The organism is Neopararhizobium haloflavum (assembly GCF_002750855.1).
In the GTDB taxonomy this organism is placed as follows: Bacteria; Pseudomonadota; Alphaproteobacteria; order Rhizobiales; family Rhizobiaceae; genus Georhizobium; species Georhizobium haloflavum.
This window is the reverse complement of sequence record NZ_NWUC01000011.1, coordinates 32,683-57,132: the sequence shown is the minus strand read 5'-3', so window position 1 is coordinate 57,132 and position 24,450 is coordinate 32,683. Positions and strand designations below refer to the sequence as shown.

The window sequence follows — 24,450 nt, the reverse complement described above, 5'->3', positions numbered from 1 at the left end:
CTTGGGCAGCATCCTGTGTCGCGCGGTGTAAACATATTGTGCGTCGAAAGATGCTCTTTCGCCTGCGATACGCGAGGTATCCACACATCGTCTCGAACGGCTTCTTCAAGCATCAAGCCTTCTTTAGTATGCGGCGGAAGACTGGGCCCCACTCTACTCAGACGGTACGCCAGCTCAGGTGGTGGTTTACTGATCAAGCTTTCGGCCTGACACGACGCCGGATGCCCGTTGCAGGTTCGACGCATCTTCCAGGAAGTTGCAATCGCCGTTTTGGTAGAACGTGTAGCCTTCACACATTCTGCTATCGATGCACTCGTCATGGCACCATTCATGGGTGACATCTGTGAAGCGCCAGACCGGACGACCAACGATTTCGTATCCACGGCTTGTCTGAAACGGCGTCAGATTGGAAGCCTTTCCAAGGACATCGGGAGGCTGGACTAGGTTGGGGCGATATCCTGAGAATGCCCCGGTAAAAGGCAGACCCTCGCGGATGTACCCTTTGAGAAAGCAAACACGATATTCCTGGTTGAACGTGTATCCGACACAGGCGTTGTCGCCCTCGCAGACGGTTTGACATTCACGCCAGCTCCGAAGCGATAGAGGCATGTCAGGAAGATCGCCGCCGGGCAAATCGACATCTGGTAGAGCCTCCCATGCTGGCTGTTCGGCATCGGACGAGCCGGAAGGGTCGACGCTGGCCATTTCCTGCCTGGAGGCATCATCAGACGCGACCTCGGCATCATCGGCAGGGTCGAGCCAGTTGACCTGGATCCCGAGCGCTTGGGCGGTGTCCGGCGTCAGCTGTCGCATCTCGTCCGGCTTGGCGATCGTGAACTCCGCAATAGCCCGGTCGCTCATTCCAAGCGAGTTCAGATAACTCCCGGCGATCGCGTTCCCTGTGGCGCTCGTCACCATCTCACCGGACAAGGATCGCATGTAGGCCGCATGGAAGCCGACATAGCCGTCGATAGAGGCGAAGCGCACATTGCCACCGAGCCACGCCAGGGCGCAGGCAGAGGCACAGACGGACTCTTCGAGGACGAGCGTTGCGAACCCCTTGATGCGGATCGTGCGACCGATCTCGATCCCCGCCTGCAGGTTGCCGCCTACGCTATTGAAGACGACGATCGCCTCGTCGAGCGGTATGGCAAGCGACTGGAAGCGCCGGTGGTCATCAACGAACAGCTCGCCCTCGATATGAATAACTGAAGGCAAGCCATCGTCGGGCGGATAGACGTCCATCTCAGCAGCAGAGCAAAGGCCTGCAACAAGCGAAGACAGCCAAACGTAAGCTGCAAGCCTCTTCATGAGACCGGCTCCCCAGCCAAAACGCGATCTTGCCCTGAAATGCCCTACCTGGGAAGGTGCATGATCTGCGAGCAGTATGAACGAAAGGATTACATCATCACGAGTGTCGGCGGGGCCCGGAACGCCGATGACAGAGGCCGGTATCATCCGGCCAGCCAGCGGCTGTGCGCCCAACCTGCGTTCGATTTGGAGGGGCCGTAGACGATGGCTAACCAATCCCCCCTCGCGCCGCAAATATAGACAGCATCACCATTATGGAGTTGGTCGATTTTCCGGTATTCCGTCCCTGGACCTGCGCGGACGGCTAAAAACCCGTCGCCGTTCGGATCGAGCCCGCTGACAATGCTTTGGCTCGAGCACCATTCCTGTGATCCTACGCGGTCGGTTTCCGCAAAGGGAACGTCCAGGAATTGCGTGATTTTCTGCAATTCGGCAGGCAGAGTGTCAACCGCATCGCCGCTGCTAACGTCCAGCGTGAACGTCCGCTCGCCCGTGGGACAGCAGTGAGCATCATTGCTCTGTGGCACGGTTGTCGTCACCGAGATACGATCAAGGGCAAACGTCGCGTTGCGAGGATCGTAGCCAAACACCTCGTCGCTGGAGACCGTTCGAGACAGGGTGTAGTCTCCGCCAGACTCGCGCCAGACCCAAGTGACCAGTTGGGGGCCGCTGCCGCCAACATCATGATACACAAAGGAAATCGCGTCGTTCGTTCTTTCACCTGTCAAGTCCCCATAAAAAATGCTGACCTGTGGCGAGCGCAACCCTGACGCGCGGATTTGCGCCTCAATGGCCCTTGTGGCATCGCGATGCAATCCTTCTATCTCTTGACCTGAAGCAATGCCGGAGGCAGACAGGAAGCCAAGCAGAACTGCAAACGCTAGTAAGACCGCCCACGCAGATTGTCGGATTTTTGCTGTAATCTTTGACACTTGCGCCTCTCACATAGGGGAAATAAGTAACGATAGATGATGTAAATCGATTACCAAGTACATAATGCCGATGTCGATGTGTAGAAACCACTTTTAATCACGCCCACCCGTTTGAACGGACATCGCTTCAAAATACCAAGGCGAAATATGGACTTCAGTCATGATGTCTTCTGGTAGCACGCCGATTATGACATAGCCGTAAGTGCCCTCCCCAATTCCTGATACGCCCCCAGACCCAAGGGGTGTTGGGGGCATCGGACCTCCAGCTGTCGTCAAACCTGCTCGTGCTTTCAAATCTTGGAGGATTGCCACGTTCAGCGCCTCTGATCGCGCTTGGTCACCCTCCAATGCACCTTGGACGTAACATTCCTGGACGCGACGCTCTCCCACGATGAGGGTCGTAGTTTGCACAGCCGTGGCGTCGGTGGCTGCAAACGACCACCTTACGTTTCTGTCCAGTGTACTTCCGATATCGTTTGTATTGGTTCCTTCGCCGATGGTCCTCAGATATTCGTCCATGTCAGTGTAGGCGAGGCTGCAGCGATCAAGAAAATAGTACCAAGTCTTTTCAAGGATCGATTTCGATTGCTCCTGCGCGTGCGTCAGGTCAATGCTGCACCAGCAGTGCGGTCAACGCAGGGACGAAGGATCGAGAGCACGTCACCGAGACTGGGTTGCGATCTAAGGTATGGCTCAGTAGCCGCCGCATGATCTAGTCCCTCGCGAATTCGTAGCCGGATTGGATCTCAACCACGGACTGTCCCAACGTGATGAAGACCACAATGTTATTGGGCAGAGCACCCAGTACGACGTAGCGATAGGGGATTGCTGGATAGAATTTGTCCAATTCCTCCGAAGAACGACCACCAGTCACCGTAATTCCAGGCTGATTTACGACGTTTTGGACAAAGTCATCGTTCAGCCTCTCGGCCGAGATGGGATCCGCATCAAAATGCCCCATCACGTAGCACTCGTGTCGTCTTCGGTTTCCGCCCTCTAGCATTGCGAAGCTATCGTGCAACTGAACTCCGGTAGTACCCGCTCGCAGGATGGATCCATCTGGAGTGCTTCCGATATTGCCGCGTCCAGCGGCTAAGTCGTCCAAGTATCGCTGCGGCTCGGTATAGGCGAATGAGCAACGCTCAATAAAGTATCGCCACGTCTTGCTCAGGATCGTTCCGCCATCCTGAGAAAACGCTGAGGTCGCGGAGATGAGCAGTAAGCTTGCGACCAACACGGCGCGATATACAAACACGGGAGTCGCAGCGGCGGACCAAGCGTACCGTCGAAGCATTATTCTGCTCAACTCACTTAGTTCAAAGCGCGCCGTGTCGCAGAGCATGACTCGCCTCCCAGCTCAAAGAACGCACGGTATCATTGATGGTCTGGTGACGATTACACCTTTAAGGCGGCAAAGCCTCGCCAATATTGGTGAGAGACGTCGCTGGAGGGCAGCCGAAAGGGTCAATTTGGGCGCGGAATGCGCCAATACCTTCGCCGCAAGCGCGACCTTCTGTATCTGGCCGGGGTAGCGGTCGCTGCACGACTTCAGCCTGCAATCCAGAGTCAGCCGCTTTTGACCGGCACCTTTCGGTTCGTGTCGCCTGGGACGACGGCCCGAGCGATGCGGTTTGCCGAGACCTCGGCAATCGGCTAACCGCTGTCGGTGATCTGGGTGATCGCATCGCGCTCGAAATCGTCACTGAAATTGCCAATCCCCGTCATGGCTTCCTTGCCCCAAACTAGGAAAAAGGGCCACCACTCGTTGTCTTCTGCCTCAACTGCGGATTTCGGTGATAGCTTTAAGGAGCGCCGAGCAGACCACGCTATCGGAGGATCTTCGCGACACAAAGGAGAGATCTACTTCTGGATAGCGCGGTTCGATAGGCAATACCCTTAGCCGACCTTCGGCGATTTCCCTTTTATAGCACTGTCGTGGAAGAAGGCTGATGCCGTGGCCAGCAGCCGTGAGTTCAGCCAACACATTCATGTTGTTGCACGAAATAACGGGTTCGAAAGGCAATTCATTCTCCCGAAACCAGCGCTCGATAACGGGATAGTGGTAAGAATCGACACTCAGCGCAAGTATTGGCCGTCCCCGGAGGTCGTTCAAATCGACACTTTCCGCTGGTAGCGAAAAGGATGGTGCGGCAGTCCAAACAAACTCATCCCTTCCGATCGAAACCGATTCAATTCCGGGTTCATCCAAAGAGCCCGCGATGATCGCGTGATCGATCCGACCCTGGCGCAAATGTTCTATCAATACGCGCGTCAAACCTACATCCAGACTCAGCTTCAAACGGGGATATCGGCGCAGCAACGCGGAGACCATCAAAGGCAGCCAAGTATGAGCGACCATGCCGACGACACCTATCCTGACGAGATCAGTAATGTTGGCAGGATCGCGATATCGACGGCTTATCGCGTTAGCGCGGCTTGCATATTGGTGGGCAAATTCGAGTACTTCTTCACCCTTAGCGGTGAGCGAAACCCGGTACCCGCTCCTATCGAACAGTTCGGCGCCGACGAATCGCTCCAACTCCCGGATGCGGGCGGAGACCGTTGACTGCGTAGCGCCAAGGGCTGCGCCGGCCCGTGCGAAGCTGCCCTGCTCGACAATCGCGATCAGGGTTTCGAGTTGCACAAGGTTCAATGCTTTCCTATCGAATATTTCGATTGGTTTCGCTCAATTATTATCGTTTTTATCGCCCGTGCGCCAGACCGTAAGATGGGGTATCGACAATTGCACAGCGACCGAGCCGCCCATGTTCGCCGGAGACCTAATCCAGCCACACCATAACAACGTTGCAATCGCTTTCGAGGATAACAAGTTGTATTCGCACGAGGTGCTGGACGGCCTCGCGAATCGATTTGCGAACCATTTTCGCGCAATCGGGCTGGATGCCGGAGACCGCGTCAGCTTCCTGATGGGCAACGATCCCTTGCTGGTGGCCGGCTATATCGGCGCCTTTCGCGCTGGTTTCATCGCCAACCCGTTGAACAACCGCCTGACGCCTGCCGAACTCGCTTATATTTTGGGGCATGCCGGCAGCCATGTCATCGTGGTCGGCCGGGAATTTGCCGCGCTTATAGAGCAGACGATGCCACTCTTGTCGACACATCCGCATGTCTTGGTTCTTGGCGCGGACCTGCCGCCGGCCTATGCCCGCTCGGACGAGCGCGATGTTCTTGCCTCCGCGGACACGTTCGTGCTTCAGCCGCCGCTGGACGATGAGGACGGAGCGCTCCTGATCTACACGTCGGGAACGACGGGGGATCCCAAGGGTGTGATGCTAAGTCACCGCAACGTCGTGCGAGCGGTCGAATATGTGCGCCGCGGCTTTCGGATCGGGCCATCGGATCGCACGCTCTGTGTGATGCCGCTGTTTCACACCAACGGATTGATGTTCAGCACATTGCCGTTTCTTTCCGCCGGAGCGACCGTGATCCTGCGCAGGCGTTTCAGCGCCACCCGCCTCTGGGCACAATGCCGTGACGAGCGCGCAGACAGTTTCAGCGCTTCGCCGACCATTCTGGCCCTGCTTCTGGAGCATGAAGCGACCGCACCGCCATCAAGCGAGATCGCGCTGAAATATATCAAGGTGGCGTCTGCGCCAACCAGTGTGGAACTCGCACGCCGTTTCGAGGCGCGCTTCGGCGAGGGATTGCTGCTGGAGACCTTCGGCCTGACCGAGACGACGGCAATCACCACGATGAACCCGCTCGAAGGCCCGCGCAAGTTCGGATCGATCGGAAAGGCGCTTCCGCCGCAGGAGGTGCGGATCGTCGATGATACGGGACGCTGCGTGCCGGCCGGCGAAACGGGCGAGATCGAAGTGCGCGGCGAAACGGTCATGAAAGGCTATTATCGCGATCCCGACAACACGCAAAAGACATTCCGCGACGGCTGGTTGTGCACCGGCGATCTGGCTCGGATGGATGAGGACGGTTATGTCGTGATGGTGGGACGCGCAAAAGAGATGATCGTGCGTGGCGGCGAGAACATCTCGCCGCTGGAGGTCGAGGCGGTTGTGTTGCGTCACCCTCTCGTGCACGAAGCCGCTGTCGTTGGGCTGCCGGACCGGATCTGGGGTGAAATCGTCGGCCTGTTCGTTGTCGCCGACCCGTCGATTGAGGCCGGCGATTTGATCGAACATTGCGGCGGCGCGCTCAGCACGTTCAAGCTGCCCGAAGTCGTGCATTTCGTCGAAGAACTGCCACGCAATGCGATGGGGAAGGTCATGCGCAGCCGGCTTGCCGGACTGGTCAACACATCCGCGCCACCGACCGCCGAAGGAAGAGGAGCCTGAGACATGACGACCAAACGCATCGCGGTCGATTATGGCGACCGGAAGATCGATATCGACGTCCCGAACGAGGCAGTGGTGGTAGAATACGAAGACCCTCCGCTCCTCGAAAATCCGGAAGAGGCAATTCTCGCCGCGCTGCGCAACCCGCTGGACAGTCCGCCGCTGGCAGATCTCGCCCGACCCGGAATGAAGGTGGCGATCGGTTTCGATGATATCACCCGGCCAAACCTGCCGCCGCGCACGATCCTGCCGATCATCGTCGACGAATTGAACCGTGCGGGCGTTCCCGACAGGGATATCCTGTTGATCAATGCCTGCAGCAATCACCGCAAGAACACCCGCTCCGAACTCGCCAATCATCTCGGCCCCGCGATCTTCAACCGGTTCTGGCGTTCCGGTCAGATCCGCAATCACGATTGCGCCGATCAGGAGGGGCTGATCTATTTCGGTGTCACCGAAAGCGGCCGTCACGTTGAACACAACCGCGATTTCATGGAAGCGGACCTGCAGATATATCAGGGCAACGTCTCGGCGCAGCCCTGGCGCGGCTTCACCGGGACGGGCGTGATCGTCGGCCTGGCTTCGACGCGCTCGATCGCGTCGCATCACAGCTTCAATACCATTCCCGATCCAATGCGAAAATCGCGCAAGACCGGCGCCAAGAAAGTCGGAATGAAGGAGGAGATGACGGCTTTCCTCGAAGAGGCGACAGGCAAGAAGACATTCTACGTCAACGCCGTCACAGCCACGGGCGGCCGTTTCATCAATGTGTTTGCCGGGTCCGCCGGGGCCGTGTCGGCGCCGGCCTGGGAACTTGCAACCAAATCGGTATCACGCAAGGTGCCGCAAGCCGACGTTCTGATCGTCGGCCTTCCACCGGCGTATTCCTACGGCAGTTCCGACAACACGCTTATCGCCGCCGTCGGCGCACTGGTTCCCCCGCGCTACAGTCCCGCAGGACCCGTGCTGCGCGAAGGCGGCGTGGTGATTGCGATGTCGCCAAGCCGCGGCCAGATCGACCTGGCGCGATATCCCTCCTACCAGGACGCGGCGGATCTCTACGCCCGGTGCCATCGCGTGCGCGAGATGGTCGATCACGAGGCCGAGTTCGATGCGCGTCCGCAATACCGCCATCCCTATCATGATGGCTTCGGCTATCCGCCGCTGCATGCATTCTGGCTGTTCTACGAGCTGGAATACACGCTGGACCGGGCAGGTGCGGTCGTCATGGCCGGGACGACGAATCCCGGCGCGTTCCGCAGCCTTGGCATCACGCCGACGACCGATTTTGAGAGCGCGTGGAAGATTGCGGAAAGACATTGCGGCAAGAATCCCGTAACCGTCGTGGCGCCGACCTTCTGGAGTAGGCCACGAATAAAATTCATCGTGGAGGAGTGACATGCCTGCGCCGGAGGATGGCAGCCCCACCCGCATACACCTTGATCTGATCGGCGGACTGGCCGGCGACATGTTTGTGGCGGCGGTTTGCGACGCATTCCCTGAAAAGGCAGAGAAACTGTCCGCTCTGTTGCACGAACTGAACTTTCCTGATCCGGTACATGTTTCGCTTGTGACCTACCGTGACGACGCGCTGGTGGGTCGGCGGTTTCTGGTCGATGGGACCGATGTGGCCGAGATACGGCATGCACATGGCCATGAACATGAACACGAGCACGGCCATGGGCATCGCGCCTATCGCGACATCTGCCGGTGGCTTGACAGCTCTGGTCTCGCTGACGGTGCGCGCGTCCATGCCCATGGATTGTTCCGGCTTCTTGCCGAGGCAGAAGGAGCCGTCCACGGCGTCTCGCCGGACGATGTCGTCTTCCATGAGGTGGGTGCGCTCGATTCCATCGTCGATTTCGTCGCTGCCGCTTTCCTGATCGATGCCATTGAGCCGGCGCGCTGGACTTGGTCGCCGATCCCACTCGGCGCCGGCAGGGTGCGCACCGCGCACGGCGTACTTCCGGTGCCCGCACCCGCGACGGCTTTGCTGTTGAAAGGACTGGAGGTCATCGACGACGGCGTTTCAGGCGAGCGGGTGACGCCCACAGGCGCCGCCATCTTGAAATATCTAACCCGATTTGGCGGACGGCATTCCGCCTCCCAGGCGCCGTCGATGCTGATCGCGACTGGATGCGGTTTCGGTACGCGCAAATTACCCGGACTTGCCAATGTCACGCGCTGCCTCGCCTTTGCCGCCACCGGACATCCGGTGATCGCCGACCAGATCGCCTCGATCCAGTTCGAGATCGATGATCAGTCGGCCGAGGACCTCGCCGTCGCGCTCGACTCGATCCGCCTGGCTCCTGGCGTGCTGGAGGTCTTCCAGCTCCCGCTCTACGGCAAGAAGGGACGGCTGGCGACGCAGGTCCAGATTCTCGTCGAGCCGCAGGCCGTCGAGGCGGCCGCCCGGCTTGTGCTGGACGAGACAACGACGCTCGGCTTGCGCATCGCAGAGCTGCAGCGTCGTAAGCTGCGCAGGCGCAGCCTCGTCGATATCGACGAGGCCGTTCGCACCAAGCTTGCCTGGCGTCCCGGTGGGGCGCTGAGCGTCAAGGCGGAAATGGACGATCTCGCCGCTCTACCTGGCGGCGCCGAAGGCCGTTTGCGCCGCCGCCGCCGCGCCGAACGGGGGGCGCTCGACAAGGCCGGGAGGAACGAGGATGAGTGACGTTGATATCGCCGCCGTCGAGGCCGGGCTTGAAGGACTTGGCCCCGTCGCCATCGCAGTCAGCGGCGGCATCGACAGCTTGACCCTCGCCACCATCGCCGGTCGTTGCGAAGCGGTCGAGGCACGGATGATCCATGCACTCTCTCCTGCCGTTCCGGCCGAGGCGACCGAGCGCGTCCATGCGATGGCCCGGCAGGAAGGCTGGCAGCTCCGCCTGATCAATGCGGCGGAATTCGATCGCAGCGAATATGTTTCAAATCCCGTCAACCGCTGCTTCTTCTGCAAGCAGGCGCTTTATACCACTATCGCCAATGCCGTGCCGGGGCGGATACTTTCAGGGACGAATGCGGACGATCTTGGTGAGTACCGGCCGGGGCTCGATGCGGCCCGACTGGCGCGTGTGCGTCACCCGTTCGCGGAGCTCGACATCGGCAAGAGCACGATCAGGGCCATGGCGCGCACGCTCGGTCTGGGCGACCTTTCGGAACTGCCCGCATCGCCCTGCCTGTCGAGCCGCGTTGAAACCGGCATCGCCATCTCGCCACCCTTGCTGGCTCAAATCCATAAAGCCGAAACAGCGGTGCGAAACCTGACCGGCGCCCGGGTCGTCAGGTGCCGCTATCGAAGGGAAGGGATCGTCATCGAGCTGGAAGACGCGATACTCGCCGGACTGCGCGGCTCGATGCGTGATGCGTTGCGCGATGCTGTGTGCAACGTCTTCGAAGGCGGCGAGGAATCGGTCTCCTTCGCGCGCTATCGTGTCGGCAGTGCGTTCGTGGCGCCGGCAGCCGGATCGGGAATTGCACGATGAGAGATGACATCCTGCTCGATCTGGAACGGGAGCGACGGATTGGTTTCGACGAGGCCGTTTATGCGGCTGGAAAGTCAGGCGAGCAGTTGGAGGCCATTGTGCAGATGGCTGTCGATGCAAGGACACCGCGCCTTTTCACCCGGCTGGATGAAGACAAGCTGAATGCGATGGCCGCCCAGGCGACGCAGGTGCTGGACTATGATCCGGTCTCGCGCACTGCGTTCTATATGAGCCATGAGCCCATCGGCGATCCGCCGCGCGTCGCGGTCGTCCTGGCCGGGAGTTCCGATGTTCCGGTCGGCGCTGAAGTTGCGCGCACGCTGGAATTCTATGGACATGCAGTGCGCCGCATCACAGATGTCGGGGTCGCGGGCCTGTGGCGGCTGCTGGCTCGCATTGACGAATTGAGCGCCATGGACGTGGTCATCGTCGCCGCCGGCATGGAGGGCGCGTTGCCGAGCGTCATCGGCGGACTGGTGCCGGGCGCCGTCATTGCCGTCCCGACCTCGGTCGGATACGGCGTTTCGGCGGGAGGCAAGGCGGCGCTCTCCTCCGCGCTTGCAAGTTGCGCTCCCGGCATCGTCACCGTGAATATCGATAATGGCTATGGCGCCGCCTGCGCGGCCCTGCGCGCGATGCGTGCTGCGCACAAGGCCGGTTGAAACTCCAGCCTATCGGTTCAATGGGCGGTTGCCGGGATCGAAACGGCCCGGTCGCGCCGAACATTGAGCACCAAGATCACCAAGAGGACGAGGCCGCCCGCTATCTCCAGAAGCGGAGTTTGAGGCCACATCAAAGCCACGCCGGCTGCGCCGGTCAGCGCCCGCTCCGGCCAGGTCAGCGGCGCTTCCATATGCCCCTCCATCGCCGCCCCAAGCGCGTAGACGCCGATGACGGCGATGAGAAAGATGGTGACCATTTCCAGCGGCGTGCCGTAGAGAAAGGGCGTGTATGCGAACAGCAGGGGCATGAGATAGAGCCCCTTGGAAAGCTTCCATGCGGTGAAGCCCGTTGCCATCGGGGGCGTCTTTGCGATGGCCGCGGCGGCGAAAGCCGTTAGGCAAACCGGAGGCGTCACATTGGAGTCCTGGCTGAGCCAGAAGATGACCATGTGCGCCGACAAGAGGGCTGCTGTCACGAGGCTCGCATCGAGCGCCTGCGGGTAGATGAGCGCCAGCGCCTCCGGCGGCGTAGCCGCCAACAACGCTGACGCGGCGCCGCGCGACATTGGCTCGGCGAGTTGCAGGGCTGCTTCCGGCGATGCCAGCATGAACGGCGCACGCGCCGCCTCCGGCAAAGTGCCGGCGACCATCGCATCGATCAGGAAAGAATTCTGGATCAGCGCCTGGAGCGCCGGCGCCGAGAGCGTCGCCAGAACAATATAGGCGGCAGTCACCGGAAGACCCATGCCGAGGACCAGGGAGGCGATGGCGATCAGGATCATCGAGATCAGCAGGCTGCCGCCGGCCCAATCGGATATGACCAGGGAGAATGTATTGCCGATGCCGGTCATGGAAATGACGTTGACGAGAAGGCCGATGGTGACGAGGAGCACCCCGGTCATCACCATGTTGCGTGCGCCGAGCGCCAGCGCTTCGAAGATCGCGCGCGGGCCCATGCGGTTCGGCGTCATCCAGGAAGCGACGACAACCGACAGGATGGCCCATCCGGCTGCGTAGACCGGCGTGAAGCCGCTGACGAGCAGGCCGATTAGGACGACAATTGGAATAACGAAGGACGGTCCGCCGTTCTTCAGCGCGTCGAGAGGGGATTCGTCGTCCTCGTCAATACTGGTCAGGCCTTCCTTCTTGGCCGTGATGCGAACGAAGAAGGCGACCGACAGAAAATAGACGACGGCGGGCAGGAAGCTGACGGCGACGATGTCGAGATAGGGAATCTGGGTGTTGGAAGCCATGACGAAGGCCCCCGCGCCCATGATCGGTGGCATAAGCTGGCCGCCTGTGGACGCCGCCGCCTCCGTTGCCGCGGCAAAGCGCGGGGGGAAACCGGAGCGCTTCATTAGCGGAATGGTGATGACACCGGTCGAAACGGTATTCGCTACCGCCGATCCAGAAACGGTGCCTGTTAGCCCCGATGCCATGACAGCGACGAAGCCTGGACCTCCCACAAAACGCCCGGCGGTCAGGCGGGCGATCGATATGATGAAGTTGCCGGCCCCCGAGCGCACCAAGAAGGCGCCGAACAAGATGAACATGAAAACATAGGTCGCGGAGATGCGGCCGATCGTTCCGAACATGCCGTCATCGGCGAAGATGGAACGGAACGTAATCGTCTCGACGGAAAGACCGGTGAATTTGAGAACGCCGGGGACATACTGGCCGAGCGGCGAGGCATAGGCCAGCGCGACCAGGATGATGATCGGTATGATGATTCCTGTAGTGCGGCGCGTGAGCTCGATGGCTCCGAAAACGACGATTGCTGCTGCGACCCAATGTTCCGGAGACAAGCGCACCCCCTGACGATAGATGGCTGTTTCCGATGCGATAATGAAGACGGTCGCCGCGAAGACGATGAGACCGAGCGCGAGATCAATGAATAGCGCCGGCTTCGATGCCGCCCATCGACTGTCGGAAGCCGGCGTTCCAAGTGAACACAGGAGTGCGAGCCCGGCGAAGTGCATCGCAATCAGCCACTGGTCAGAGCCTATTCCGATGAGGTTTGCATAGATGTGAAAGCATGAGATCGCCACGGCGAGCAGTGTCATCATGTTGGCCACGGGACCCTTGAAGCGCCGCAAATGCACCTCCGTCTCGCCGATATCCACGCCAAGGTTTTCTGGGCGTGCATCCTCGGTTGTCTTGAGCATTGCAGTCTGCTGGCCGTTGGCCGTCATGATCCGTCTCCACCGATTTTCGCTTGCCTGTCGTCAAGGATCAGCGCGGCCCCCTTGAACGGAGCGCCGGGCCGGCCAGCCGGCCCGGTACGCGGTCGCGATGAGGCAATGCCTCATTCAGGACGCAGCCGATCGGGAATCTCCGCGCCCACTTCCTCGAAATAGCGAAGCGCGCCGGGGTGGAGCGGTAACGGCAGCCCCGCTAGCGCATTGTCGATCGTCATCTCGTTTGTCGCCGGATGGATGCTCTGCAGGAAGGCGAGGTTTTCGTATATTGCTTTGGTAATGAGGTAGACCGTTTCTTCCGGCACGTCGGAATTGACAGCGAGAAGGTTCGGCTGGGCGATCGTGTTGATATCCTCACTCTGCCCCGGATAGGTCTCGGCAGGCACGACGTATCGTGTCCACAGGTCGAGATCACCGTTGGCTTCCTGCATCTGTTCATCGGTGAAATTGAGAACGGCGACGTTGTCGGCGCCCATCGTGGCATAAGCCTGGGTCACAGCCGAGACGGGCGCGCCGCCCGGCGTGGAAGCGAGCATGACCTGGCCGTTCTGTAGCGCCTCGACGGCGGGATTGAACCCGCCATACTGCAAGGAGAAGTCGCTTTCCGGCTCGTAGCCGAGATTGCGCAGGATGGTCTCGTTGGAGCCGAGCGCGCCAGAATTGCGTGCGCCAAGCGCCGCGCCTTCGCCCGTGACTGCGCCAACGTCGTCCATCGTACCCGTTTCGGCGAGGTTGGCGGGTATCATGAAGTGTTCGACATTCGGCCAAAGCGAGGCGATGGATCGCAGGTTTTCCTGTACGCCCTGTTCTTCAAGGTCGCCTGTCCCCCGCGCTGCATAGGCGCCGAATAGACCTTGGAGAATGGAAAATTGCGCCTGACCGTCGCGCATCAAGGCAATGTTCTCGCCAGAGCCGGCGGAACTGATCGCCGACATTCCGATGTTATGCTCTGGCTGCAGCTTGATCTTAACGAGTGTCGCAAGCGCAACGCCGACGGCATAGAACGTGCCGCCGGTCGAGGCCGTGCCGAGCAGGTAGTTCTGCTCCTCCTGCGCGGCGGCAGGCTGCCAACCGGCCAGGACGAGCGCCGTCGAGAAGGCGGCGCATTTCAAGGTCTTCGAGATGTTCAAGGTTATTCCTCCCATTCCTGAACGTCGTTCACACAGTCTTGCCCCTCGCGTGGACTCCTCAATCGGCGACGGGCGGCTCCGTCGACGTGGCTCGTCGACGGAATTGCGGTGTCATGGCGCACTCTCCGGCTCTCGCTCGCACAGCTTGCGCAACGCCTTGCGGTCGATCTTCCCGACTGCGTTTTCCGGCAGTTCATCGACGAACCAGATATCCTGGGGCACATGGGCCCGCGACAACCGGGTCCGCACGCGCTGGGCGACGGCTTCGCCCTCCAGTGGTATGCCGGGTACGCGCACAATGAATGCGACGGGCACCTCGCCGAGATCGTGATGAGTTCGACCGACGATGCAGCAGGCAGCCACCGACGGATCAGCGAGGATGACTTCCTCGATCATTTGCGGCGACAGGTTCTCTCCGCCGCGGATGATGACGTCCTTGATGCGGCCGGTGAGGCTGAGATATCCGTCCTCGTCGAAACGTCCGAGATCGCCGGTGCGCAGCCAGCCGTCGACGATGGGCCGTTCGCCCGGCGCATTCAGGTAACCCGACATCAGCGACGGTCCGCCGATGCAAACTTCTCCTTCTCGGCCGCCGCCGACCGGTTGCGTACCGCCCGGTTCGAGCAGCGCGACGGTCTGATGCGTCAGAACGGTGCCGACTGAACCGATGCGCCGTGCCGATGGCGGGTTGATGGTCGATGTGCATGTCGCTTCCGAAAGGCCGTACGAGACGGCGAGCGGCACGCCGAAGGCGGCTTCGATCTCCTCGTGGAGCGCGGCAGAGATCGGCGCCGATCCACAGCGAAGGAGACGCAGCGCCCCGGCGCGGATTTGGCCGCCGCAATGTTCAAGGATGCGCGAATAGGTCGTAGGAACGCCCGTCATGATCGTCGGTCGATATCTGTCGATGAGATCTTGCGCATCGGCCGCAGCGAACCTGTCGGAGAGCGCAATGCTGGCGCCCGCGAGAAGCGGCGCAATTACCTGATTATTGATTCCGTTGGTGTGAAAGAGCGGCATGACGTGCAGGAACCGGTCCTGGGGGCCGATGCCGGTATGCCGCATGACTCCGATCGCGTTGCAGACGAGGTTCCTGTGGCTGAGAAGCGCGGCCTTGGGCATCCCTGTGCTGCCGGACGTGAACTGAACCATTGCCCGGTCGTCAGGTCCGAGTTCATCATCGATGAACGGGCATGCGTCCGCAAGTTCGTCCATCCGTGTGATGCGCAGTGAGCTGCCTCCTTGGTGCCGGGAAAGCGAGCTCTCGTCCGTCAGAAGATATCTCGCGCCGGCACTGGTCAAATGTGCGGTGCGCGTCGCCATGGGTAGGCGCGGATCGATGAGGCAGGGGCATGCGCCGACCCGCAGCGCCGCGAGAAAGGCGACGATTCCGACACGCTTGCCGGAGAACGACAATCCGGTGATATCGCCCCTTCCGATGCCCGAGACACGCAGGCTGCCCGACATGGCGGCAACGGCTTCGGCAAGGTTGGAATAGGTGACCGCGTCGTCACCATCGAGAAGCGCGATGTGCCCGGCGGCGGCGTGACGCGCCAGCGCCTCGCCGATCAAGGCGGTGAGCGACAGATCAGGCAGCTCTTCGCTTTCAGCCCAGAGATACATCCGCGTCCCTCTCGAACTCGCCGTCGGGGTCGAGCGCCTGCAGTGCCGCACGCTCCTCGTCCGTTGGTCCCGGCGTCGGTGATGCATCGGTGCCGTCGATGGCGAATCCCGTGCGTGCGATGACCTCGTCGAGCGACTTCTCCGGATGCCAGGACTGCAGAGTGAGACGGCCCTCGCGCTTGATGAAGACGGCGATCGGCGTGACGACGCCGTGCATGCCGCCCGAGGCCGTGACGAAGTCCAGTCTGTCGACGAGGACCCGTGGCGAATGCTCCGTGCGCCAGGTGCAAGAGCGCCGGGCGGTGGGCAGCATGACGGCGCCGCCGCCACCGCCGGGCAGCCGGACTTTCGGGTTGTGCCAATCGCCGATCGCGGAGACGTTGGTTTGCCCGGCCCCGTCGATCTGCGCGGCGCCGAGAAAGCAGAGGTCCATCCGGCCACGAGTGCACAGGTCGTAGAAATCCTCATTCGCGAAGATCGCGGTCGAGCCCGCGGCAAGCACTGGGTCGGAACTGGAGAGCGGAACGCTGGTCGGCTTTGGATCGACCCCGCCCGCTACGTTGATATAGGTGAAATAGAAGTCGTAGCTCTTCTTGGCGAGCATGCATGCCAGCATGGGCATGCTGGAATTGACGCCGCTGAAGGTGACCTCGTTCGGTCGGATGAACCGCGCGAGATTGGTGACAATATACGAAAAGCCGCTCCAGGTCTCAGGCATCTGCGCGTGCCTCTCTCTCGACGGCCGCCTCGAGGTGGCGGGAGAGATCGCGGTCGCGCTCGTCGACATAGGCGCGCACGGCCGGGTAGTCGATCTCGTAAAGCGGCCAGCACGAGCCCGGCCAAGCGCCGCCGGGAACCACGGAGACGGCCTCGACCATGAAATGCGGCACCAGTGTCAATTCTGGTTGTTTGCGGAATTCCTCGATTGGCAACAGTTTCTCGGCGATCACCAGCACGCGCCGCGCGGCGCGTGACATGATCCGGTCCCAGTGGAAGGTGCCGAGGACGCGCACGTCGCCGAGCTCGCTGACCGCGTTTGCATGGATGACGGTGAAATCCGGCGTGATCGGCGGTATGAGGCATACCTTCTCGCCGGAGCCGTAAGGGTCTTCGCCCCATTTCCAACCATTGAGCTCGGGGAGTGCCGATCCGTGAAGGCCGCCGCAGGGTTGGAACGGAACGCCGAAGGCGGCAGCGCGCAGGCCGGCGGTCAGGCTCGCGCAGGCGTGTTCCTCCAGCTCGATCTCCTTCTCTTCGACGGCTTTTCTGTACCAGCGCGCCAGGCCGAAATTTCCTTCCATGGCGACGATCCCGGCACGCGTGCGGCGCAACGCTCCGGCGCGGCACAGAATGTCGATATCGTAGCCCGGCGATTGCTTGATCAATTCCAGATCGCGCCGACCCTGGCGGATCAGTTCGCGCACGAGCGCGAACGGTCCGCGATGCAGAAAGCTGCCGCCAAGTGCGACGGAGCTTCCATCGGGGATCATGGAGGCCAGTTCTGCCAGTGACTTGATCTTGTCGCCGGGGGCGTCGCGACTGCCGGGTTGGGGCTGCACGGGTGGACTCCTCATCTCAGCGTTTCGAAATAGGCTTTGAGCCGCGTCTTGATGCCGGGAAACGCGGCTGAACGGACGAGGTCGGCCATGTCGGCATCGCGCGTATCGGGCGTGACGCGTGAAAAAAGTGTCGCGGATGTTCGAGGTTCAAGTGCTGCAGCTTCCTTTGCCGCGACCTCGATCAGGCCGCACCACTCATCTTGCGGCGCAAGGCCGGTTATGAAGCCCGAAGCAAGAGCCTTCGGCGCATCGAAAGTGCGCGTCGCGCCGAGTACGTCGCGCGCCGCGTCGCCGCCGACACGCGCGGCGAGCCGGCGGGTGCCGAGAACGAGGCCGAATTTGAGGCCCGGCATGCGGAATTTCGCTCCGGGTGCCGCGATCCGGCGCGCGCAGGCGCAAACAAGATCCGCGCCCGCGCCCATCGTCGGCCCATGCGCCAGCGCCAGCGTATCGAACGGCGCATGGTGAACGGCCTGCAGCAGTTCCTCGATTCGAACGAAGCGCAGGAGAAGGCTCGCCTCGCTTTCGTTCTCGAAGTCTGAGAAATCGAAGCCGGCGCTGAAATTGCGACCCTCGCCGCGCAACACGAGCAGCCGCGTGCCGTCAGCTTGCGAAAGCAGGACTTCCTGCAAGAGACGATCGACCAGCTCTGCGGAGAGCGCGTTCATCTTCTCTGGCCTCTGCAATGTCAGCAGGCAAACGCCGTCGGAGCGTTCTGTCGCGAGAACGCTCACGACACCGCCCTTGTCGGATCGCGCAATTGCGCGAAAATCTCGTCATTGTGCTCACCGAGTGCCGGCGGATCGCGATAGATCGCCGGCGCATCGCCGGAAAATCGCAACGGTGATCCGAATGTACGCGCCGAAGCGCCGCCGGGCAGGGTGATGTCGCGAATCCACCCCATATGCTTCACCTGCTCGTCGTCGAGCGCTTGCGAATAGGTGTTGATCGGTGCGCAGGGGACGCCAGCGTCGCGGAAGAGCGTCAGGAGTTCGGCGCAGGTCTTTCCGAAAAACTGCTCTTCCAGAAGCGCCTTCAGTTCGCTCTGGTTATGCGCCCGCAGCGATGTCGAGGCGAAGCGCGCATCCTCGGCCAGTTCGGGCCGGTCGAGCGCGCGACAGACCGCGCGCCACAAGCTGTCGTTGCCGGCGGCCATCGCAAAATGGCCATCTCTCGCTTGGAAGGCTTGGTAAGGCGCATTGCGAGGGTGCGCGGAGCCCAGCTTGCGCGGATCCCTGCCGCTGCCGAAATACTCGCTTGTCTGCAATGCGGCGATCGCCAGCGCCGACCCCAGCATAGAGACGTCGATATGCGTGCCCTCGCCAGTCTTCTCGGCCTGACGCAGTGCTGCAATCACGGACATGGCGGCATAAAGACCAGTCGAGAAGTCAGTCAGAGGAACACCGCACTTGACCGGCGCGCTGTCGTTCTCTCCCGTGACGCCCATTATACCGCTGATGGCCTGAAGCGTCAGGTCAAAGCCGCCCTCCGGCGCGCGCGGACCGTCCTGTCCGAAAGCCGAGATCGAGCAATAGACGATCTCTGGCTTGTTCTCGCGGCACCATTCGTAGCCGAGCCCGAGTCGGTTCATGACACCCGGTCGGTTGTTTTCAAGGACGACATCGGCTTCGAGGACAAGCTGGCGCGCGCGTTCTAGATCCTGTGGTTGCTTCATGTCGAGCGCGACGGAACGCTTGTTGCGGTTCAGCGACGCGAAATTCTCACTAAAGCCTTCGGTCAGCGGCGGCCATGAACGCAGACTGTCGCCGCCATCAGGACGCTCGACCTTGACCACGTCGGCGCCGAAATCAGCAAGGAGCATGCCGGCAAAAGGACCAGCCGCTACATTACAGAATTCGATGACCTTTACGCCTCGCATGGATTGCATTCAATTCTCCCTCGGTGTTGCTGCTGACGCTCGCGCGACGTTGTGGCCGAGCGCACCAGAGATAGCCCGCGCGGCTTCAACGACGTCCGGAATGAACTCGACGATCGCCGTTTCACTGAAGCGTTCGGCTGGGCCGGATATACCGATCGAGCCGCTGATGGTTCCGGTTGCGTCGAATATCGGGGCAGCGATGCCGCGCACGGCCTCCCGCCATTCCCCCCAGTTGATCGCCACGCCGCTCTGGCGGATCGTCTCGAGTTCCTTTGCAAGGGCATCGACGCTAGCCAGAGAGCGCGGAGAAAATGTGGGAAGCGGATCGCTGAACAATTCGAGCGACCCTCGCGTGAAGGCGAGCAGTGCCTTGCCGGATGCAACACAGTGTGCCGGCGCGCGTCCACCTATCGAGGAGTAAGCGCGGACGGGCTGTGGACTTTCAATCTTGTGAATGTAGACGACGTCGCGGCCATCGAGCGCCGAAAGGTGAATCGTCTCTTTAGTCGCGGAAGCCAGTGCCTGCATCGTCGGATCGGCGATCTGGCGAATGTCAGTGCGCGCCACGACCGCACTTCCAAGTTCGAAAAGCTTCAATGTGCAAGCGTAGCGCCCTCGTTGATCAACCCTCGAGATGTAACCAGCGTCGGCGAGGGTTTGCAGAGTTCGGTGCGCGTTGCTTTTGGTGAGACCGAGTTCGCGTGCAAGATCCGATACCCCTAGCGGCTCATTGTTTCGAGCGAGGTGGTCGAGCACGCGCAATCCTTTGAGAAGTGTCAGATCCACAACATGTCCTATATAATGGAACGCCATTTCATATTATGATACAAGAAATTGAGCGTCAAGGCCGGCCGTGACAACGGACGCTGGGTGAGGGTTCTCGCTCTCGGCTGTGGAGCTCTGAGCGCGCCACGTGCTCGAGATCGTCTTTCGGGAGTTCAGTAGGCCAAATGGACGAGTATGGACCGGCAAACACTGAGCCAACGACGAAAAGAGCAACACGGCTGGCCTGTTATCCCGCTTGACCGATGAGGGTCGTATGCTCAATCTTCAGAAACTTCATCGGCGACAAACGAATGACGCGGCCATCGCGCTCTCGTTGACCTAAGTGACCGACCCGGAAAACGATCAATCGTGCTTCCACAAGAGAGCTGCGATTCTCGCGTGCTCAGTTTGGGTAGGCAGGCGCAAGTCCGAAAGGCAACTCGGAGGGTTTGACAGTCATTGGAAGAGGTCATAGCCGAGACGAGCGCGCTCGCGGCTCCAATCCGCAAGGGCTGCTTGGCACCAAACGGAACGGCATGAGACGCAGTAGCTTTTTCAGTAACAGGAAAAATGAAGCTATATTTAACAAAATAAAATAAGGGAGTTAACGGTAATTCGCGATCCCGGCCAGGGGCACCAAGACTTCCTTTTCCCATGCGCGATCGGCGGGCGAAAACTTCGCCACGAACCGGAACCCTTCCGGCGGAGCCGCTGGTTCGTTGCGCGCATTCTATTGGCTGGAGAACACACGCGGCCGAACCGGGCGAAACAGGTTTTGATCGTGGAACTTTAGTTGTCCTGAGGAATTGCACAGGTCTGCCGCGGCAGACTGCCAAACCAACGGATGATTCCATGAAGACCGAACTCACAGTCAACGGCCGGCGCGAACGGCTGGATGCGGACGCGAGAACCACGCTTCTCGACGCCCTTCGCGTCCACCTCGAACTGACCGGCACGAAGAAGGGTTGCGATCATGGCCAGTGCGGCGCCTGCACGGTCTTGGTCAACGGACGGCGCATCAATTCCTGTCTTTCGCTTGCCTGCATGCACGAGGGAGACGAGATCGTCACCATTGAGGGATTGGGAGAGCCCGATCGGCTTTCCGACCTGCAACAGGCATTCTTGAGCCACGATGGGTTCCAGTGCGGTTTCTGTACGCCGGGTCAGATCTGCTCGGCGACGGCCATGCTGTCCGAGATCGAAGCGGGCTGGCCGAGCCATGTCAGCGACGACCTCGACAGGACGCCCGAGCTTTCATCGACCGAGATTTCCGAGCGGATGAGCGGCAACATATGCCGCTGCTCGGCCTATCCCAATATCGTGGAAGCCATCAAGGAAGCGGCCGATCGGAGGCGCGGATGATCCCTTTCGATTACCAGCGCGCGGCAAGTGCCGCCGAAGCAACAGGTTTGGCAAGGGATGGCGCCACGTTCATCGCTGGCGGGACGAACCTGCTCGATCTCATGAAGCTGGAGGTGATGGCACCGAGCCGGCTCGTCGACATCAACAGGCTGGATCTCGGCGGTATCGAAGACACGACGGGCGGCGGCCTGCGAATCGGTGCCCTCGTGCGCAACAGCGATCTTGCTGGCGATCCTCGCGTGCGCTCTTCCTATCCGGTGCTGGCCAGGGCGCTCCTGGCGGGTGCGAGCGGGCAATTGCGCAACAAGGCGACGACGGGAGGCAATCTCCTGCAGCGCACGCGATGCTACTATTTTTACGATACCGCAATGCCCTGCAACAAGCGCGAACCAGGCAGCGGCTGTCAGGCAATTGGTGGTGCGACGCGCCTTCATGCGATTTTCGGCACCAGCGACCACTGCATCGCCACGCATCCCAGTGACATGGCGGTCGCCATGCGCGCGCTGGATGCGTCGATCGAGATCGAGGATAGTGCGGGCAATCGGCGAAGCGTGGCGATATCAGAGTTCTACCGCCTCCCGGGCACCACGCCTCATATCGAAACCGTTCTTAAACCGGGCGAATTGATCACCGCCGTCCTGCTGCCGCCGCCGGGCGGGACGCGGCAAGCCTACCGCAAGGTGCGCGATCGCGCGTCCTATGCCTTCGCGCTGGTTTCCGTCGCCGGTGTCGTTGAAATGGCGGACGGTCGCATGAAGCGGGTGGCTCTTGCCTTCGGCGGCGTTGGACCGCAACCGTGGCGCAACGCGGAAGTGGAGGCCTTGCTTGAGGGCAAGGCGCCATCTGCCGAACTGTTTGAACAGGCTGCTGGCCTGCTCGTCGCGAAGGCCAGGACGCAGGCAGGAAACGCCTTCAAGGTTCCGTTGCTGCAGCGGGTGCTTTCGGCGACCTTGAACGAACTGACGAAAGGCTGAGGAATGGCGCTTCACCTCAAGATGGACGAACGCGACGATTGCGACCGACTCGACGCGATGGCGCAGAAGATCATTGGGACGCCCATCGACAGACCCGAAGGGGCGCTGAAGGTGGCGGGCAGGGCACGCTATGCCCTGGACATGCTGCCCGCTGGTGCCTGTCACGGCGTCCTGGTTCGTGCGACTGTGGCGAAAGGCAAGCTCAGCTCGGTCGACAAGGATGCCGTTATGGCGCTGCCGGGCGTGCGAGCCGTCATTGCCGACGAGAGGCTGCTGCGGAACCCGGCCCAAGGCATGGCGGGCGAAGCGCCTGTGCAGGGGGTGAGCGACGTTGCCTATTTCGGCCAGCTCGTGGCGCTGGTTGTGGCCGACAGCTTCGAGCAGGCGCGACACGGCGCGCAGCGTCTGAAGCTGACCCTGTCGTCTGATCCCGATGTTGTTGTGCGTCCCGACGACCCGGCCGCGGATCTCGAAAGCCCTGACGACCAGAAAAGCGAGATGGGCGATCTCGGGCGCGCCATGGTCGATGCCGCCTTCTCGATCGACGAGACGTACACGACACCGCCGCACGCGAGCGCCGCGATGGAACCGCACGCGTCGATCGCCGAATGGTCGGGCGAGAAGCTCACCCTGCATGGCAGCTATCAGATGCTGCCCTTCAACCGATCCGAACTCGCAGATGCCCTTGGGATTGATGAGGGAAACGTTCGCATCCTCGCACCCTATGTCGGTGGCGGCTTCGGATCGAAGCTCGGCATATCGCAGGAAGCGGTGGCGGCCGCGATCGCCGCGAAGGAGCTCGGTGTGCCGGTGGCTGTCGCAATGTCGCGGCAGCAGGTCTTCGAAGGCATCATGCGTCGGTCCGAGACGCGGCAGCGCATTCGCCTGGCTGCCGGTGAAGACGGCGTACTGACTGGCATCGGACACGAGGCGTGGGTCTCTAATCTCCCGGATGAAACATTCGCGGAACCGGTCACCCAGGCAACGCCGTTTCTTTATCAAGGCGCCCACCGGCTGATTGGCCAGCATATCGCACGTGTTCACAGGACGTGTGCTGGATCCGTGCGCGCGCCCGGCGAAGCGGTGGGCCTCACTGCCCTCGAGATCGCGATGGACGAGCTTGCCGAAATCTCGGGTATCGATCCGCTCGAGCTACGGCTCCGGAACATTCCGGACAAAGACCCGACGGAGGGCATCCCGTTTTCCTCCAACAAGCTTTCCGAAGCGCTCAAGGTCGGCGCAGAGAAGTTCGGGTGGAGTGAGCGGTCGGGTACGCCCGGAACGCGCCGTGAGGGCGAGTGGCTGGTCGGCATGGGCATGGCGTCTGCGGCGCGCGTCAACATGCTGATCGAATCCAAGGCGCGTGTGACGCTGACGGGCGATGGTGTGGCGCGAATTGAGTCGGACATGACCGACATCGGCACGGGCACCTATGCCGTCCTCAGCCAGATTGCCGGGGAAATGCTGGGGCTGCCGATAGACCATGTCGACGTGCATCTGGGTGACACCGACCTGCCGAGAGGCTCGGGATCGGGCGGCTCGTTCGGAGCTGCCTCGAACGGAACAGCCGTATTTCTGGCCTGCGAGGACATCCGCAACCAGCTTTGCGAGAAACTCGGCTGTGATCCCGAAAGCCTGACCCTGAAGGATGGGCACGCCATTTCGGGAAACCAGCGCCTTCCTTTCTCCGAAATTCTGCAAGGGACGGATTTGGTGGGGGAGGGCCATGTCGAACCCGGAAAGACGGAAGAAGCGGTCCGCCAGGCGACGTTCGGAAGCTATTTCGCCGAAGTCGGGGTGAATGCGGTGACGGGCGAGACGCGACTGCGCCGCATGCTTGGCGTCTTTTCGGCCGGCCGCATTCTGAACGAGAAGACCGCGCGATCCCAGTGTCTTGGCGGTATGACGTTTGGCATCGGCATGGCGTTGCTGGAGGAATTGATCCATGACGACCGGGACGGCCATATCGTGAACCGCGATCTTGCCGAATACCATCTTCCCGTGAACGCGGACGTAAGCGGTCTCGAAGTCGTGCTGCTGGATGAACGCGATGGCTGGGCAAATCCGCTGCACGCCAAGGGCATCGGCGAACTCGGCATCTGCGGCGCTGCCGCATCCATCGTCAACGCCATACACAACGCCACGGGTGTGCGCGTGCGCGATCTTCCAGCCACGCTCGACAAGGTGCTGGAGGGTCTGCCGCCGCTTTCGTGAACCAGGATGCCGGGCCTCCAGCCAGTGCATCGCCAGCCGGATGCCA

General features: G+C 61.2%; 19 protein-coding genes. 8 read left to right on the top strand and 11 right to left on the bottom strand.

Annotation, left to right across the window (positions count from 1 at the left end; all coding sequences use genetic code 11):
- Nucleotides 1-186: 186 nt before the first annotated feature.
- From CN673_RS18940 to CN673_RS18915, 3 genes are all read right to left on the bottom strand, one after another.
- Nucleotides 187-1,311 carry a PAN domain-containing protein gene (locus CN673_RS18940; protein ID WP_157928951.1) on the bottom strand — a complete coding sequence of 375 codons (1,125 nt, stop codon included), beginning with the start codon at nucleotides 1,309-1,311 and terminating at the stop codon, nucleotides 187-189.
- Between the two features lie 143 nt (nucleotides 1,312-1,454).
- Nucleotides 1,455-2,243, bottom strand: a complete 789-nt coding sequence (locus CN673_RS21370) for an SH3 domain-containing protein (RefSeq protein WP_099867977.1) — start codon at nucleotides 2,241-2,243, stop codon at nucleotides 1,455-1,457.
- Nucleotides 2,244-4,020: 1,777 nt separating this feature from the next.
- Complete coding sequence (locus CN673_RS18915; protein ID WP_245409998.1) at nucleotides 4,021-4,887, bottom strand: LysR family transcriptional regulator; 867 nt, start codon at nucleotides 4,885-4,887, stop codon at nucleotides 4,021-4,023.
- Nucleotides 4,888-5,008: 121 nt separating this feature from the next.
- On the opposite strand from CN673_RS18915, the gene CN673_RS18900 reads away from it, so the two are divergent.
- The 5 genes from CN673_RS18900 to larB are packed head-to-tail and all read left to right on the top strand — an operon-like array spanning nucleotide 5,009 to nucleotide 10,700.
- Nucleotides 5,009-6,553: a class I adenylate-forming enzyme family protein gene (locus CN673_RS18900; RefSeq protein WP_280951205.1), complete on the top strand. Its 1,545-nt coding sequence runs from the start codon at nucleotides 5,009-5,011 to the stop codon at nucleotides 6,551-6,553.
- A 3-nt stretch (nucleotides 6,554-6,556) separates the two neighbouring features.
- Complete coding sequence (locus CN673_RS18895; RefSeq protein ID WP_099867971.1) at nucleotides 6,557-7,951, top strand: lactate racemase domain-containing protein; 1,395 nt, start codon at nucleotides 6,557-6,559, stop codon at nucleotides 7,949-7,951.
- A gap of 1 nt (nucleotide 7,952) precedes the next feature.
- Nucleotides 7,953-9,227, top strand: a complete 1,275-nt coding sequence (larC, locus tag CN673_RS18890; RefSeq protein WP_099867970.1) for a nickel pincer cofactor biosynthesis protein LarC — start codon at nucleotides 7,953-7,955, stop codon at nucleotides 9,225-9,227.
- On the top strand, nucleotides 9,220-10,038 hold the full coding sequence (larE, locus tag CN673_RS18885) for an ATP-dependent sacrificial sulfur transferase LarE (RefSeq protein WP_099867969.1): 819 nt from the start codon (nucleotides 9,220-9,222) through the stop codon (nucleotides 10,036-10,038). Before larC ends, larE begins: the two co-directional genes overlap by 8 nt.
- Nucleotides 10,035-10,700, top strand: coding sequence for a nickel pincer cofactor biosynthesis protein LarB (gene larB, locus CN673_RS18880; protein WP_099867968.1), 666 nt, complete (start codon nucleotides 10,035-10,037; stop codon nucleotides 10,698-10,700). The genes larE and larB overlap by 4 nt, the downstream gene beginning before the upstream one ends.
- A gap of 17 nt (nucleotides 10,701-10,717) precedes the next feature.
- On the opposite strand, the gene CN673_RS18875 is transcribed toward larB, so the two are convergent.
- From CN673_RS18875 to CN673_RS18840, 8 genes are all read right to left on the bottom strand, one after another.
- Complete coding sequence (locus CN673_RS18875) at nucleotides 10,718-12,892, bottom strand: TRAP transporter permease (protein WP_198586061.1); 2,175 nt, start codon at nucleotides 12,890-12,892, stop codon at nucleotides 10,718-10,720.
- Nucleotides 12,893-13,005: 113 nt separating this feature from the next.
- Nucleotides 13,006-14,028, bottom strand: a complete 1,023-nt coding sequence (locus CN673_RS18870; protein WP_198586060.1) for a TAXI family TRAP transporter solute-binding subunit — start codon at nucleotides 14,026-14,028, stop codon at nucleotides 13,006-13,008.
- 111 nt (nucleotides 14,029-14,139) lie between these two features.
- Complete coding sequence (locus CN673_RS18865; RefSeq protein ID WP_245409996.1) at nucleotides 14,140-15,651, bottom strand: class I adenylate-forming enzyme family protein; 1,512 nt, start codon at nucleotides 15,649-15,651, stop codon at nucleotides 14,140-14,142.
- A complete protein-coding gene (locus tag CN673_RS18860) occupies nucleotides 15,635-16,369 on the bottom strand; it encodes a CoA-transferase subunit beta (RefSeq protein WP_099867966.1) in 735 nt (244 codons plus the stop codon). Before CN673_RS18860 ends, CN673_RS18865 begins: the two co-directional genes overlap by 17 nt.
- Nucleotides 16,362-17,210, bottom strand: coding sequence for a CoA transferase subunit A (locus CN673_RS18855; protein WP_245409995.1), 849 nt, complete (start codon nucleotides 17,208-17,210; stop codon nucleotides 16,362-16,364). Before CN673_RS18855 ends, CN673_RS18860 begins: the two co-directional genes overlap by 8 nt.
- Before the next feature lie 11 nt (nucleotides 17,211-17,221).
- Nucleotides 17,222-17,944, bottom strand: a complete 723-nt coding sequence (locus tag CN673_RS18850) for an enoyl-CoA hydratase/isomerase family protein (RefSeq protein WP_245409994.1) — start codon at nucleotides 17,942-17,944, stop codon at nucleotides 17,222-17,224.
- The gene (locus tag CN673_RS18845; RefSeq protein WP_099867964.1) at nucleotides 17,941-19,098 is read right to left on the bottom strand and encodes a CaiB/BaiF CoA transferase family protein; all 1,158 of its coding nucleotides are present in this window, start codon (nucleotides 19,096-19,098) and stop codon (nucleotides 17,941-17,943) included. Before CN673_RS18845 ends, CN673_RS18850 begins: the two co-directional genes overlap by 4 nt.
- Complete coding sequence (locus CN673_RS18840) at nucleotides 19,099-19,902, bottom strand: IclR family transcriptional regulator (RefSeq protein WP_370853075.1); 804 nt, start codon at nucleotides 19,900-19,902, stop codon at nucleotides 19,099-19,101.
- 804 nt (nucleotides 19,903-20,706) lie between these two features.
- Between CN673_RS18840 and CN673_RS18835 the strand changes: the two genes are divergently transcribed.
- The 3 genes from CN673_RS18835 to CN673_RS18825 are packed head-to-tail and all read left to right on the top strand — an operon-like array spanning nucleotide 20,707 to nucleotide 24,404.
- A complete protein-coding gene (locus CN673_RS18835) occupies nucleotides 20,707-21,216 on the top strand; it encodes a 2Fe-2S iron-sulfur cluster-binding protein (protein WP_099867963.1) in 510 nt (169 codons plus the stop codon).
- The gene (locus CN673_RS18830) at nucleotides 21,213-22,190 is read left to right on the top strand and encodes an FAD binding domain-containing protein (protein ID WP_099867962.1); all 978 of its coding nucleotides are present in this window, start codon (nucleotides 21,213-21,215) and stop codon (nucleotides 22,188-22,190) included. The genes CN673_RS18835 and CN673_RS18830 overlap by 4 nt, the downstream gene beginning before the upstream one ends.
- A gap of 3 nt (nucleotides 22,191-22,193) precedes the next feature.
- Nucleotides 22,194-24,404, top strand: coding sequence for a xanthine dehydrogenase family protein molybdopterin-binding subunit (locus CN673_RS18825; protein ID WP_099867961.1), 2,211 nt, complete (start codon nucleotides 22,194-22,196; stop codon nucleotides 24,402-24,404).
- Nucleotides 24,405-24,450: the final 46 nt, after the last annotated feature.

Bases quoted from the DNA above. Each gene is read 5' to 3' on its own strand.
- CN673_RS18940 (WP_157928951.1), bottom strand. From the start codon at position 1,311: ATGAAGAGGCTTGCAGCTTACGTTTGGCTGTCTTCGCTTGTTGCAGGC.
- CN673_RS18900 (WP_280951205.1), top strand. From the start codon at position 5,009: ATGTTCGCCGGAGACCTAATCCAGCCACACCATAACAACGTTGCAATC.
- CN673_RS18895 (WP_099867971.1), top strand. From the start codon at position 6,557: ATGACGACCAAACGCATCGCGGTCGATTATGGCGACCGGAAGATCGAT.
- larC (WP_099867970.1), top strand. From the start codon at position 7,953: ATGCCTGCGCCGGAGGATGGCAGCCCCACCCGCATACACCTTGATCTG.
- larE (WP_099867969.1), top strand. From the start codon at position 9,220: ATGAGTGACGTTGATATCGCCGCCGTCGAGGCCGGGCTTGAAGGACTT.
- larB (WP_099867968.1), top strand. From the start codon at position 10,035: ATGAGAGATGACATCCTGCTCGATCTGGAACGGGAGCGACGGATTGGT.
- CN673_RS18875 (WP_198586061.1), bottom strand. From the start codon at position 12,892: ATGACGGCCAACGGCCAGCAGACTGCAATGCTCAAGACAACCGAGGAT.
- CN673_RS18865 (WP_245409996.1), bottom strand. From the start codon at position 15,651: ATGTATCTCTGGGCTGAAAGCGAAGAGCTGCCTGATCTGTCGCTCACC.
- CN673_RS18860 (WP_099867966.1), bottom strand. From the start codon at position 16,369: ATGCCTGAGACCTGGAGCGGCTTTTCGTATATTGTCACCAATCTCGCG.
- CN673_RS18845 (WP_099867964.1), bottom strand. From the start codon at position 19,098: ATGCAATCCATGCGAGGCGTAAAGGTCATCGAATTCTGTAATGTAGCG.
- CN673_RS18840 (WP_370853075.1), bottom strand. From the start codon at position 19,902: ATGGCGTTCCATTATATAGGACATGTTGTGGATCTGACACTTCTCAAA.
- CN673_RS18835 (WP_099867963.1), top strand. From the start codon at position 20,707: ATGAAGACCGAACTCACAGTCAACGGCCGGCGCGAACGGCTGGATGCG.
- CN673_RS18830 (WP_099867962.1), top strand. From the start codon at position 21,213: ATGATCCCTTTCGATTACCAGCGCGCGGCAAGTGCCGCCGAAGCAACA.
- CN673_RS18825 (WP_099867961.1), top strand. From the start codon at position 22,194: ATGGCGCTTCACCTCAAGATGGACGAACGCGACGATTGCGACCGACTC.